Below are 12,802 nucleotides of genomic sequence, written 5' to 3' on the forward strand. Positions count from 1 at the left end.
ACAACAAAGCCCGGAAATCCGGCATTTAAAGCTACTGCGCTTTAAAGGCCGGATTGTACCGGGCCTTGGCAAAAACATCAGCCTCGCGACTAAACCTCGCTGAGGCTTTCCCGCGCCTCGTAAGCCAGGCGAACCGGGGCGAACGAGCGCCGATGGATCGGCGTGGGGCCCAGACGAGCCAGGGCTTCCAGATGAACGGGGGTCGGGTAGCCTTTATGGCCTCCGATACCGTAGCCGGGGTAGATCAATTCGAAAGCAGCCATTTCACGGTCACGGCTGACCTTGGCCAGGATCGACGCGGCGGCGATGGCCGGCACCTTGCTGTCCCCCTTGACCACGGCTTCTGACGGCATCGTCAATTTAGGGCAGCGGTTGCCATCGATCATCGCCAGTTTAGGGGTGATGTGCAGGCCTTCCACCGCGCGCTGCATGGCCAGCATGGTCGCATGGAGAATATTCAACTCGTCGATTTCTTCGACTTCGGCACGGGCGATATGCCAGCTCAGGGCTTTTTCGCAAATCTCGTCGTAGAGCTTTTCACGGCGCGCTTCGGTGAGTTTTTTCGAGTCGTTGAGGCCGAGAATCGGGCGGTTCGGGTCGAGAATCACCGCCGCCGTCACGACGGCGCCACACAGCGGGCCGCGCCCTACTTCGTCAACACCGGCGACCAGCGCGTGAGCTTCGGCGACCAGGCTGAAGTCCAGGCCCATTTGCGTTGTCATAAAGCGTCCTGTTTTTGGCCGATCAAGGTCAATACGGCGTCAGCCGCCTGGTTCGACGCGTCACGGCGCAAAGTGCGGTGGATATCGTCAAACCCACGGGTCTGCTCTTCACCACCGTCGATCAACGGCAGTAGCGTTTGCGCCAGCGCTTCAGGCGTTGCATCGTCCTGCAACAACTCAGGCACCAGCAAGCGCTGGGCCAGCAAGTTGGGCAAGGAAATGTAAGGGCTTTTGACCATGCGCTTCAGAATCCAGAACGTCAGCGGCGCCAGACGATAGGCCACGACCATTGGGCGCTTGTACAGCAGCGCCTCCAGGGTCGCTGTGCCCGAGGCGATCAGTACCGCATCACAGGCTGCGAGGGCCAGGTGCGACTTGCCGTCGAGCAAGGTCAACGGCAGATTGCGCCCCTCAAGCAGCGTCTCGATTTGTGCACGCCGTTGCGGGCTCGCGCACGGCAAGACGAAGCGAATACCAGGCTTCATGGATTGAAGGCGTTCGGCCGCATCGAAAAACACGCTGGCCAGGCGACCGACTTCGCCACCTCGACTGCCCGGCATCAGCGCTACGAGCGGGCCGTCGGGCAAGCCCAGTTCGGCACGCGCGGCAGCGCGGTCCGCTTGCAACGGAATGGTGTCGGCCAGCGTGTGCCCGACAAACCGCACCGGCACGCCCTTCTCTTCGTAGAACCTGGCCTCGAATGGCAACAAGGTCAGCATCAAGTCGCAGCCTTCACGGATCTTCAGCACGCGCTTCTGGCGCCACGCCCACACGGACGGGCTGACGTAATGCACGGTCTTGATACCGGCCTGACGCAACTTGAGTTCGATATTGAGGGTGAAGTCCGGCGCGTCGATTCCGATAAAAACGTCAGGCCTTTCTTCGATCAGTGTCTGAATCAGTAGCTTACGCCGCGCCAACAGCTCACGCAGACGGCCTAATACTTCCACCAGCCCCATGACCGAGAGGCGCTCCATGGGAAAGTAGGAAGTCAGACCTTCGGCCTGCATGAGTGGGCCACCCACGCCAATAAACTCCACCGCAGGATGCTGGGCCTTGAGGGCCCGCATCAGGCCTGCGCCCAGAATATCGCCGGAAGCTTCACCGGCCACCAGCGCGATACGCAGATTAGCCATGATCAGCGGGTGATGCCACGGGTCGATGCCTGGATAGAGTCGCGGAACACCGCGACTTCCGGGAACAACGCTGCCGGCTCGGTCAGTTCGGTCAGGGCCTGCTCGACCGTCAACCCTTGGCGGTAAACCACCTTGTAGGCACGGCGCAGGGCGTGAATAGCGTCCTCGCTGAAACCGCGACGGCGCATGCCTTCGAAGTTCATGCTGCGGGCTTCGGCAGGGTTGCCGAAGACCGTGACGAATGCAGGAACGTCCTTGCCGATCGCCGTCCCCATGCCGGAAAAGCTGTGGGCGCCGATATGGCAATACTGATGCACCAGGGTGAAACCGGACAGGATCGCCCAATCGTCAACGTGCACATGGCCAGCCAGTGCAGTGTTGTTGACCAGGATGCAATGGTTGCCGATCACACTGTCATGGCCGATGTGCGCATAGGCCATGATCAGGTTGTGGTCACCCAAGGTGGTTTCGGCACGATCCTGCACGGTGCCACGGTGAATGGTCACGCCTTCACGGATGATGTTGTGATCACCGATTACCAGGCGTGTTTCTTCACCCTTGTACTTCATGTCCGGGGTGTCTTCGCCTACCGAGGAAAACTGGTAGATGCGATTGTGTTTGCCAATGCGGGTCGGACCTTTGAGGATCACGTGTGGCCCGATGACAGTCCCCTCGCCGATTTCAACACCTGCGCCGACGATCGACCAGGGGCCGACCTCAACGTCGGCGGCCAGAACGGCCGACGGATCGATGATTGCGCGAGGGTCAATCAAACTCATAGTTTGCGTTCCGCACAGATGATCTCAGCGGAGCACACCGGCTTGCCGTCCACCGAGGCCTGGCACTCGAACTTCCAGATCTGGCGCTTGCAACTGATGAACTTGGCTTCCAGGATCAACTGGTCACCCGGCGTGACCGGGTTACGGAAGCGCAGCTTGTCGGAGCCCACGAAATAGTAAAGCGTGCCGTCGGCAGGCTTGAGGTCGAGCATTTTGAAACCAAGGATACCGGCAGCCTGGGCCATCGCTTCGATGATCAGCACGCCCGGCATAATTGGATGCGCAGGAAAGTGACCATTGAAGAACGGTTCGTTGATGCTGACATTCTTGTAGGCACGAATGCGCTTTTCCTCGACATTGAGGTCCACTACACGATCCACCAGCAGGAACGGGTAACGGTGAGGCAGGTATTCGCGAATCTCGTTGATGTCCATCATTTCGGGGGGAAGCCTGTAATAAAGATTGGGGGCGGGCGGACTAAACGCACGCCCCGCTAGCAAATCAAGGAGGCAGTCTAGCGGCTGTGCACACTTGATATGGAAATGGTATCAGCCTTCTGATGAAGCATTACCGCCAGGGGTCACGTCCCCAACACGCTTTTCCAGCTGTTTGAGGCGGCGAGCCATGTCGTCAAGTTGCCTCAAGCGCGCTGCACTCTTGCGCCATTCAGCCGCAGGCTGCATGGCCGTACCGGAAGAGTAGGCGCCAGGCTCGGTAATCGAGTGGGTCACCATGGTCATGCCGGTAATGAAGACGTTGTCGCAAATATCGATATGCCCCACCAGCCCAACGCCACCGGCGAGCATGCAATGCTTGCCGATCTTGGTGCTGCCGGAAATCCCTACGCATGCCGCCATGGCGGTGTGATCGCCAATCTGCACGTTGTGGGCGATCTGGATCTGGTTATCGAGCTTCACGCCGTTACCTATCACGGTATCGGCCAAGGCCCCACGGTCCACCGCGGTGTTGACGCCAATTTCCACGTCATCGCCGATCAGTACGCCGCCGACCTGGGCAATCTTGTGCCAGACACCTTTGGAATTGGCAAAACCAAACCCTTCACCACCGATCACGGCACCCGACTGAATCACCACCCGCTCACCAATACGCACGTCGTGGTAAAGCGTAACGCGAGGGGCCAGCCAACCATCGGCACCAATTTCACAGCGCGCGCCGATAAAGCAATGAGCGCCCACCGTGACACCCGCAGCAATACGCGCACCGCTCTCAATCACTGCAAAGGCGCCAATGCTGGCCGCAGGATCGACCTGGGCATCGTCAGCAATCACCGCTGAAGGATGAACACCGACGGCAGCTTTAGGCTTTGGATCGAACAGGTGCGATGCCCGGGCATACGCCAGGTAAGGGTCGGGAACCACCAGCGCATCCCCGGCAAACCCCTCGGCATCGGCAGCCTTCAACAGCACGGCTGCTGCTTGGCTGTCGACCAGGTATTTACGGTATTGGGGATTTGCGAGGAAGCTCAACTGAGCTGGGCCAGCCTCCTGCAAGGTGGCTAGCCCAGTGATTTCTTTCTCCTTGGAGCCACGCAAGGTGGCCCCAAGGAACTCGGCCAACTCGCCGAGTTTAATAGTCGCGGTCATGGCTTACTTCAGCTGGTTCATGCGCTCGATCACCTGACGGGTGATGTCGTATTGAGGCTTGACGTCAATCACGGCGCCGCGCTCGAACACCAGGTCAAAGGCACCTTTCTTGATGACTTCTTCCACTGCGCTGTCGAGCTTCGGCTTGAGCTGCTTGAGCATTTCACGGTCAGCAACGGCTTTGGCTTCGTTCAGCTCCTTGGACTGGAACTGGTAGTCACGGGCCTTTTGCTTGAACTCAAGCTCCAGACGCTCACGCTCGCCTTGCTGCATCTTGTCGCCACCCGCTACCAAACGGTCCTGGATGCCCTTGGCGCTGCTTTCCAGAGTCTTGAGCTTGGTCAGTTGCGGACCGAACTTTTTCTCGGCATCCACGGCGTATCGCTTGGCGGCGTCGGATTCCAGCAGAGCCATCTGATAGTTCAGAACGGCGATTTTCATTTCGGCGAAGGCCGGTGTGGTTACCAGCACAGTGGCCAGCAGAACCAATTGAGTCAACTTACGCACGATGTACTCCTACAGAATCCGTTGTCGTTATCTTGGGTCAGACGCTTAGAACGTCTGGCCGAGGGAGAATTGGAAAATCTGGGTTTCAGCGTTATCCGGTTTCTTGATCGGCATGGCCAGAGCAAAGCTCAATGGGCCAAGCGCGGTCACCCAAGTGACACCCACACCTACGGAGCTGGCGAGGTTGCTCAGGCTGATGTCGTTGCACTCAGTCTGCGACTTCACGCCACTCGGGTTGGTGATCTGCTGGCACTTGGAGTCGAACACGTTACCCACGTCCCAGAAGAGCGAGGTCCGCAACGAACGCTGATCCTTGACGAACGGCAGCGGGAACAGAAGCTCCGCACCACCCTGGATCAGCACGTTACCACCGAATGCCAGAGGGTCGTTGTTGGAGTCAACGGTAGTGCCTTGGTTACCGGTTACCAATTGACCACGGCTCGGCGTACCACGTGGGCCCAGGGTACTGTCCTTGAAACCACGAACCGAGTTGAAACCGCCTGCATAGTAGTTCTCGTAGAACGGCAACCCACTGGTCGAACCATAACCATCGCCATAACCCAGCTCAGTGTGCAGGCGCATGGTGTAGTTATCGCTCAGCGGCTGGAACAACTGGCCACGGTAATCGAGCTTGAAGAACGACAGGTCGCTGCCAGGCGTGGTGGCTTCTGCAGTCAGGCTTTGAGAATGACCACGGGTCGCCAGCACACCTTTGTTCAGGGTGGATTCCGACCAACCAACCGAAGCCTTGAAGTTCAGGAACTGATCACCTTCTCGGCGCACGAAGTCGAAGATCTCATCCGTGGTGTACACACCCGTCTTGATCTTGTCCTGCTGCGCGGTAAAGCCGAAGGTCAAGCGCGAAGTCTCGCTGATCGGGTAACCGATATTGACACCGGCACCGAGGCTGTCGATCGCATAGCTTGCAACGTCAACGTTGAGGTCTTTGTAGTCGGTGGTGCGGTAGAAGGCGTTGTAGCCCAGGCTCACACCATCAGCTGTCCAGTAGGGGTCGACATAACCGAAGTTATAGCGGCTCTGGTATTCGCTTCGGGTCAGGCCAATGGAGACCTTGTTACCGGTACCGAGGAAGTTGTTCTGGGTAATCGAACCACCGAGGATAAGGCCGGCACTCTGTGCGAAACCAACGCTGGCGGTGATCGAGCCCGACGCTTGCTCTTCAACGGCGTAGTTCACGTCAACCTGGTCATCCACACCCGGTACGGCCGGGGTTTCGACGTTGACTTCCTTGAAGAAGCCCAGGCGTTCAAGACGGGTCTTGGACTGGTCGATCAGGTAAGTCGACGCCCAGCCACCTTCCATCTGGCGCATTTCACGACGCAGCACTTCGTCCGCAGACTTGGTGTTGCCACGGAAGTTGATACGGTTCACGTAGGCACGCTTGCCCGGGTCGACAACGAAGGTGATGTCCACTGTGTGGTCTTCATCGTGCGGGGTAGGCACGCCGTTGACGTTGGCGAAGGTATAGCCTTCGTTACCCAGGCGACGGGTGATCAGCTCGGAGGTCGTGGTCATCAGCTTGCGCGAGAAAACCTGGTCTTTCTGCACCAGCAACAGGGACTTGACCTGGTCTTCCGGTACTTTCAGGTCGCCGCTGAGCTTCACGTCACGAACGGTGTACTTCTCACCTTCGTTGACGTTGACGGTGATGTAGACGTGCTTTTTATCCGGGGTGATGGACACCTGGGTCGAAGCGATATCCATGTTGATATAGCCACGGTCCAGGTAGTAGGAACGCAGACGCTCCAGGTCACCGGACAGCTTTTCACGGGCATACTTGTCATCGTTCTTGAAGAACGACAACCAGTTGGTGGTCTTGAGCTCGAACAGGTCAATCAGGTCGTCGTCAGCGAACTTGGTGTTGCCCACCACGTTGATGTGCTGAATCGCCGCCACGGTGCCTTCGTTGATGTTGACCTTGAGGCCGACACGGTTACGAGGCTGCGGGATCACTTCAGTTTCCACGGTCGCTGAATAGCGGCCCTGGGCAACGTACTGGCGTTGAAGTTCGTTACGCACACCCTCAAGGGTGGCGCGCTGGAAGATCTCGCCCTCGGCCAGGCCGGATTGCTTGAGGCCCTTCATCAAGTCTTCAGTAGAGATCGCCTTGTTACCCTCGATCTGGATACTGGCGACGGAAGGTCGCTCAACGACAGTGATGACCAGGACGTTGCCTTCGCGACCCAGTTGGATATCTTGAAAGAACCCGGTTTTGAACAGCGCACGAGTGGATTCCACCAGGCGACGATCATCCGCCTGTTCCCCGACGTTCAACGGCAAGGCACCAAAGACGCTACCTGCGGAAACCCGCTGGAGGCCGTTGACGCGAATATCGGAGATAGTGAAGGACTCGGCGTGAACTTCGGCGATCATCAATACGGTGAGAACCGCAGTTAGCAGCAGACGTTTCATGAAGTCCTTTCTTATTCCAACTGGCAATAAACAAACTGCCGCAAAATGCGGCAGATTCGCAATTCAGCGAAGCGTTACAGTCGTCCCAGATCGTTGACCAGAGCTAACAACATCACCCCGACCACCAAACTGATACCGATCTGTATCCCCCAACCCTGCACCCGATCCGACAAGGGGCGACCACGCACCCACTCGACCAGATAAAACAACAGATGCCCCCCATCCAGTACTGGAATGGGCAGCAAATTCAGAACTCCAAGGCTAATACTCAGATAAGCCAGGAAATTCAGGAAATCCGCGACACCCGACTGGGCAGAAGCGCCCGCCACTTTAGCAATGGTTATCGGCCCACTCAAGTTTTTTACCGAGAGCTCGCCGAACAACATCTTCTTGAGCGATTCGAGGGTCAGCACACTCATGGTCCAAGTGCGTTTCGCACCCTCGCCAATCGCGGCCAACGGCCCGAAGCTGACCTCCCGTACCATCGAGGGCGGCCATTCGACACCTTTCACCCCAGCACCCAGATAACCCCCGGCTGCCTTGGCCTCCCCGCGAACCGACAAGGTCACAGGGACGTCGATTTGAGCACCATCGCGCTCAACTTTCAGCACAATTTTGGTATCAGGGCGTACACGCACCAGATCGACCACTTGCTGCCAGTCGCCCAGCGCCTGACCATCAAGCGCCAACAGACGGTCGCCGGTTTTCAGACCTGCGGCTTGAGCCGGGCCTTTCGAATCGAGCTCGGCAAGCACCGGCGGCAACGCCGGACGCCATGGGCGAATCCCCAGGGACTTGATCGGGTCAGGCTCATCCGCACCCTTGAGCCAGTGGTCCAGCGCCAATTCACGGGGCGTTTCGGTGGTGGAATCCTGCTCGCGCACCACCACATTGATGGTGCCGCTTTCACCCATGCGGCGCACCAATTGCAAATTAACGGCGCCCCAGCCCGTGGTCGGCTCGCCATCAATGGAAACAATTTCCTGCCCAGCGACCAGGCCGGCCTTGGCCGCCATGCTGTCCGCCTCGACCGCACCAATCACCGGGCGTACCTGTTGGCTGCCCAACATGGCCAAGATCCAGAAGAACACCATCGCCAACAGAAAGTTGGCGATCGGGCCGGCTGCAACAATAGCGATACGCTGACGAACGGTCTTGCGATTGAAGGACTGGTCCAGTTGATCTGCAGGCACTTCACCTTCGCGCTCGTCGAGCATCTTGACGTAGCCGCCAAGCGGAATGGCTGCAATCACAAACTCGGTGCCACGACGGTCGTGCCAACGCAGCAACGGCATGCCGAAACCGACGGAAAAGCGCAGTACCTTGACGCCGCAACGACGCGCCACCCAAAAGTGGCCGAATTCGTGGAAGGTAACCAGCACACCCAGAGCAACCAGGGTGCCGACAATCATGTAGAGCGCACTCATCTAATTTCTCCGCATTCCAATCCAGTACCTGAAGGCTAAAACCTGCCCACAGACTAACGCGCGTTGCGGTTCAACCATTGTCCGGCCAGGGTACGGGCCTTTGTATCCGCCTCGAACACTGCCCCTAAATCATTCACAGCCACTACCGGTTCAAGACTCAAAACGTCCTCGATGATACTCGCGATCTGCGGAAAACGGATGCGCCGGTCGAGAAACGCCGCCACAGCCACTTCGTTGGCCGCATTCAGCATGGCCGGCGCGCTGTTACCCGCCTCCGCCGCTTGCCGGGCCAAACGCAGGCACGGGAAGCGCTGCTCGTCCGGCGCTTCGAAGTCCAGGCGAGCAATGGCGAACAGATCCAACGGTGCAACACCGGAGTCAATCCGTTCCGGCCAGGCCAAAGCGTTGGCAATCGGCGTACGCATGTCGGGATTACCCAACTGCGCCAACACGGAACCGTCGACGTAGTCGACCAGTGAATGAATCACACTTTGCGGGTGGATTACCACCTCGACCTGATCAGGCTGCGCATCGAACAACCAGCAAGCCTCAATCAACTCCAGGCCTTTGTTCATCATGCTCGCCGAATCCACGGAGATCTTGCGCCCCATGGACCAGTTCGGGTGGGCGCAGGCCTGGTCAGGCGACACATGTTCAAGATCAGCCAGCGGAGTTTGACGGAACGGACCACCGGAAGCCGTAAGAAGAATCCGCCGCACACCTACCTGGCTCAAGCCACGGGCAAAATCACCGGGCATGCACTGGAAAATCGCGTTGTGCTCACTGTCGAGAGGCAGCAACACCGCGCCGCTCTTGCGTACCGCCTGCATAAAGAGTGTGCCGGACATGACCAGCGCTTCTTTATTGGCCAGCAAAATCTTCTTGCCAGCATCCACTGCCGCCAGTGTCGGACGCAAACCCGCCGCCCCGACAATGGCTGCCACTACCGTATCCACCTCGGCGTCGGACGACACCTGGCACAAGCCCTCCTCGCCCACCAACACTTGTGTGGCAAGGCCGGCGGCCCGCAGATCGTCCTGCAAGCCTCGCGCGGCAGTTGCTTCAGGCACTACCGCGAAACGCGGCGCATGGCGCACACACAGGGCCAGCAACTCGCTCAACCGCGTAAAGCCGGTCAGGGCAAAGACTTGATAGCGGTCAGGGTGTCGCGCGATCACATCCAGCGTACTCAGCCCGACCGAACCGGTCGCGCCCAGTACGGTCACCTGCTGCAGGCGGCTCACGAAGCAGTCATCCACAACAGCACGGCAAAAATCGGAATCGCCGCGGTGAGACTGTCAATACGGTCCAGCACGCCGCCATGGCCCGGCAGCAGATTGCTGCTGTCCTTGATCCCGGCCTGACGCTTGAACATGCTTTCCGTAAGGTCGCCGACCACCGAAATAAACACCACGATTGCTGTGCCCAACAACGCCAGGAATATCTCGCTCAGCGACCAGTCACGTACAACACCGACTACCAGCGTGATCAGCAACGTCAACGCCAAGCCGCCGTAAACGCCTTCCCAGCTCTTGCCTGGGCTGACGGCGGGCGCCAGCTTGCGTTTGCCGAAGGCACGGCCGGAGAAATAGGCACCAATATCGGCACCCCACACCAACACCATCACCGCCATGATCAACCAGTTGCCCATCGGCGCATTCTTGATTTCCACCAACCCTTGCCAGGCCGGCAGGAGAATCAACAAGCCAATCACCAGCTTGCTGGCAACACTGGACCACTGGCCACTGGTGCGCGGATAGGTCAGCACCAGGAAGGTCGCAAGCGCCCACCACAATACCGCCGCCCCCAATACCCAAGGCACGACGATGCTCGACAGGGTATGCATCAGGAACAGCAACAGCGCCACAACCGCGGCGTATGCCACACGCGGCAACTGTGCGTTGAAGCCCGCCAGGCGCGCCCATTCCCAGGCACCCAGGGTCACCACCAGGCCGATAAACAGCGCAAAGCTGGAACCGTCGAGCAGGAAAAAACCGCACAGGGCAATCGGCAGCAGGATCAATGCTGTGATGATTCGTTGTTTAAGCATTTAAACCCGGGCTCCAGCTTCGATCTGCTCGCTCGTTTTACCGAAGCGACGCTGACGGGAAGCGAAATCGGCCAGCGCATTACGCATGGCATCGTGTTTGAAGTCCGGCCAGAACAGGTCGGAGAAGTACAGCTCGGTATAGGCCAGCTGCCACAGCAGGAAATTGCTGATGCGGTGCTCGCCGCCGGTACGGATGCACAAGTCTGGCAGCGGCAAGTCGCCGGTTACCAGGCAGGTTTGCAACAGTTCGGGCGTAATGTCGTCAGGCCGCAGATGCCCGGCCTGCACTTCGCGGGCAAGGCGCTGTGCAGCCTGAGCGATATCCCACTGGCCACCGTAGTTGGCTGCAATCTGCAATACAAAACGGTTGCTGCCCGCGGTGATGGCCTCGGCTTCGCGCATGGCCGCTTGCAGTTCCGGATGGAACCGCGAGCGATCACCAATGATGCGCAGGCTGATGTTGTTGTCGTTGAGGCGCTTGGCCTCACGACGCAAGGCCTTGAAGAACAGGTCCATCAAGGCGCTGACTTCTTCGGCCGGCCGCTGCCAGTTCTCACTGGAGAAAGCAAACAGAGTCAACACTTCGACCTTGGCCTCGGCACACACCTCAATCACGGCGCGCACCGCATCGACACCCGCTTTATGCCCGGCAACACCCGGCATAAAGCGTTTTTTCGCCCAGCGATTATTCCCATCCATGATGATCGCGACATGGCGCGGCACCGCGGAGGGCACAGTCTGCTTGGTCTTTTCCATGAAGGCGTCCTGACCCCTTATACGGCCATCAGGTCCTTTTCTTTTTCTTCCGTGGCCTTGGTGATCTGGGCCTCGGCATCTTTGGTCAGCTTATCGATATCGGCGACGGCACGACGCTCTTCGTCTTCGCTGATTTCCTTGTCCTTGACCAGCTTCTTCAGGTCGCCCAAAGCATCACGACGGATGTTACGCACTGCAACCCGCGCATCTTCAGCCGCACTGCGTGCCTGCTTGGTGAAGCCCTTGCGGGTTTCTTCGGTCAGGGCAGGCATGGAGATCAGCAACAACTCGCCCAGGTTGGTCGGGTTGAGGTTCAGGCCAGCGCTCTGAATCGCTTTGTCGACAGCGCCGAGCATGTTGCGCTCGAAGGCCACGACTTGCAGGGTGCGCGAGTCTTTAACGGTGATGTTGGCCACCTGGGTGATAGAGGTGTCAGTACCGTAGTACGGCACCATCACACTACCCAAGATGCTTGGGTGGGCCTTGCCGGTACGAATCTGACCAAATGCATGGGCCAGAGACTCCAGGGATTTGTGCATACGCTCTTGAGCGTCTTTCTTGATTTCGTTGATCATTGTTGGCCTTCCTCGATCAGAGTCCCTTCCGCGCCGCCGTGTACGATGTTCAGCAGGGCGCCGGGCTTGTTCATGTTAAATACGCGCAGCGGCATCTTGTGGTCGCGGCACAGGCAAATAGCCGTCAGGTCCATCACGCCCAGCTTGCGATCCAGCACTTCATCGTAGGTCAGATGATCGAACTTCTCGGCATGCGGGTCTTTGAATGGGTCTGCGGTGTATACGCCATCCACCTTGGTGGCCTTGAGCACTACGTCAGCATCGATTTCGATGGCGCGCAGGCAAGCAGCCGAATCCGTGGTGAAGAACGGGTTGCCGGTACCGGCAGCAAAGATCACTACTTCTTTAGCGTTCAGGTGGCGCATGGCTTTGCGGCGATCATAGTGATCGGTCACGCCGACCATGGAAATAGCCGACATCACGATTGCCGAGATATTGGCACGCTCCAGGGCGTCACGCATGGCCAGGGCGTTCATCACAGTGGCCAGCATGCCCATGTGGTCGCCGGTAACCCGATCCATACCCGCGGCACTCAGTGCCGCGCCGCGGAACAAGTTACCGCCGCCGATCACCAGGCCGACCTGGACACCGATGCCCACCAGCTGGCCGACTTCCAGTGCCATGCGGTCGAGTACCTTGGGATCGATCCCGAACTCTTCCGAGCCCATCAGGGCCTCGCCGCTAAGCTTGAGTAGAATGCGTTTATAGCGAGCCTGATAACCACTGCCCTGCTGAGCCATTGCGAATCTCTCCTGCGGCGTATTTTTTAAAAATTCTTGGCGAGCCGTTTACGGCTTGCGTTCACTCTAGCTG

General features: G+C 58.6%; 13 protein-coding genes. All 13 read right to left on the reverse strand.

Going from position 1 to position 12,802, the window contains the following annotated elements; all coding sequences use genetic code 11:
* Window positions 1–89: 89 nt before the first annotated feature.
* On the reverse strand, window positions 90–722 hold the full coding sequence (gene rnhB, locus ACDZ94_RS18170) for a ribonuclease HII (protein ID WP_064451160.1): 633 nt from the start codon (window positions 720–722) through the stop codon (window positions 90–92).
* On the reverse strand, window positions 719–1,858 hold the full coding sequence (gene lpxB, locus ACDZ94_RS18175) for a lipid-A-disaccharide synthase (protein ID WP_064451159.1): 1,140 nt from the start codon (window positions 1,856–1,858) through the stop codon (window positions 719–721). Before lpxB ends, rnhB begins: the two co-directional genes overlap by 4 nt.
* Before the next feature lie 2 nt (window positions 1,859–1,860).
* Window positions 1,861–2,637, reverse strand: coding sequence for an acyl-ACP--UDP-N-acetylglucosamine O-acyltransferase (lpxA, locus tag ACDZ94_RS18180; RefSeq protein WP_053254744.1), 777 nt, complete (start codon window positions 2,635–2,637; stop codon window positions 1,861–1,863).
* Complete coding sequence (gene fabZ / locus ACDZ94_RS18185) at window positions 2,634–3,074, reverse strand: 3-hydroxyacyl-ACP dehydratase FabZ (protein ID WP_003172281.1); 441 nt, start codon at window positions 3,072–3,074, stop codon at window positions 2,634–2,636. The genes lpxA and fabZ overlap by 4 nt, the downstream gene beginning before the upstream one ends.
* 111 nt (window positions 3,075–3,185) lie before the next feature.
* Window positions 3,186–4,241, reverse strand: coding sequence for a UDP-3-O-(3-hydroxymyristoyl)glucosamine N-acyltransferase (lpxD, locus tag ACDZ94_RS18190; RefSeq protein WP_064451158.1), 1,056 nt, complete (start codon window positions 4,239–4,241; stop codon window positions 3,186–3,188).
* A gap of 3 nt (window positions 4,242–4,244) precedes the next feature.
* A complete protein-coding gene (locus tag ACDZ94_RS18195) occupies window positions 4,245–4,748 on the reverse strand; it encodes an OmpH family outer membrane protein (RefSeq protein ID WP_003189173.1) in 504 nt (167 codons plus the stop codon).
* Window positions 4,749–4,793: 45 nt separating this feature from the next.
* Window positions 4,794–7,181 (reverse strand): outer membrane protein assembly factor BamA, encoded by a 2,388-nt coding sequence (gene bamA / locus ACDZ94_RS18200; RefSeq protein ID WP_432750556.1) that lies wholly within the window; start codon window positions 7,179–7,181, stop codon window positions 4,794–4,796.
* A 74-nt stretch (window positions 7,182–7,255) separates the two neighbouring features.
* Window positions 7,256–8,608 carry a sigma E protease regulator RseP gene (gene rseP, locus ACDZ94_RS18205; RefSeq protein WP_262667227.1) on the reverse strand — a complete coding sequence of 451 codons (1,353 nt, stop codon included), beginning with the start codon at window positions 8,606–8,608 and terminating at the stop codon, window positions 7,256–7,258.
* A 53-nt stretch (window positions 8,609–8,661) separates the two neighbouring features.
* The gene (ispC, locus tag ACDZ94_RS18210) at window positions 8,662–9,852 is read right to left on the reverse strand and encodes a 1-deoxy-D-xylulose-5-phosphate reductoisomerase (RefSeq protein WP_064451155.1); all 1,191 of its coding nucleotides are present in this window, start codon (window positions 9,850–9,852) and stop codon (window positions 8,662–8,664) included.
* Complete coding sequence (locus tag ACDZ94_RS18215; RefSeq protein ID WP_407016543.1) at window positions 9,849–10,658, reverse strand: phosphatidate cytidylyltransferase; 810 nt, start codon at window positions 10,656–10,658, stop codon at window positions 9,849–9,851. The genes ispC and ACDZ94_RS18215 overlap by 4 nt, the downstream gene beginning before the upstream one ends.
* Complete coding sequence (uppS, locus tag ACDZ94_RS18220) at window positions 10,659–11,414, reverse strand: polyprenyl diphosphate synthase (protein ID WP_064451153.1); 756 nt, start codon at window positions 11,412–11,414, stop codon at window positions 10,659–10,661.
* Between the two features lie 17 nt (window positions 11,415–11,431).
* Window positions 11,432–11,989, reverse strand: coding sequence for a ribosome recycling factor (frr, locus tag ACDZ94_RS18225; protein WP_064451152.1), 558 nt, complete (start codon window positions 11,987–11,989; stop codon window positions 11,432–11,434).
* Window positions 11,986–12,729, reverse strand: coding sequence for a UMP kinase (gene pyrH, locus ACDZ94_RS18230; protein ID WP_003172271.1), 744 nt, complete (start codon window positions 12,727–12,729; stop codon window positions 11,986–11,988). Before pyrH ends, frr begins: the two co-directional genes overlap by 4 nt.
* Between the last annotated feature and the right edge of the window lie 73 nt (window positions 12,730–12,802).

Origin of the sequence: Pseudomonas sp. UBT, assembly GCF_050915955.1 — a bacterium.
Classification (GTDB): domain Bacteria; phylum Pseudomonadota; class Gammaproteobacteria; order Pseudomonadales; family Pseudomonadaceae; genus Aquipseudomonas; species Aquipseudomonas antarctica_A.

Bases quoted from the DNA above. Each gene is read 5' to 3' on its own strand.
- rnhB (WP_064451160.1), bottom strand. From the start codon at position 722: ATGACAACGCAAATGGGCCTGGACTTCAGCCTGGTCGCCGAAGCTCAC.
- lpxB (WP_064451159.1), bottom strand. From the start codon at position 1,858: ATGGCTAATCTGCGTATCGCGCTGGTGGCCGGTGAAGCTTCCGGCGAT.
- lpxA (WP_053254744.1), bottom strand. From the start codon at position 2,637: ATGAGTTTGATTGACCCTCGCGCAATCATCGATCCGTCGGCCGTTCTG.
- fabZ (WP_003172281.1), bottom strand. From the start codon at position 3,074: ATGATGGACATCAACGAGATTCGCGAATACCTGCCTCACCGTTACCCG.
- lpxD (WP_064451158.1), bottom strand. From the start codon at position 4,241: ATGACCGCGACTATTAAACTCGGCGAGTTGGCCGAGTTCCTTGGGGCC.
- bamA (WP_432750556.1), bottom strand. From the start codon at position 7,181: ATGAAACGTCTGCTGCTAACTGCGGTTCTCACCGTATTGATGATCGCC.
- rseP (WP_262667227.1), bottom strand. From the start codon at position 8,608: ATGAGTGCGCTCTACATGATTGTCGGCACCCTGGTTGCTCTGGGTGTG.
- ACDZ94_RS18215 (WP_407016543.1), bottom strand. From the start codon at position 10,658: ATGCTTAAACAACGAATCATCACAGCATTGATCCTGCTGCCGATTGCC.
- uppS (WP_064451153.1), bottom strand. From the start codon at position 11,414: ATGGAAAAGACCAAGCAGACTGTGCCCTCCGCGGTGCCGCGCCATGTC.
- frr (WP_064451152.1), bottom strand. From the start codon at position 11,989: ATGATCAACGAAATCAAGAAAGACGCTCAAGAGCGTATGCACAAATCC.
- pyrH (WP_003172271.1), bottom strand. From the start codon at position 12,729: ATGGCTCAGCAGGGCAGTGGTTATCAGGCTCGCTATAAACGCATTCTA.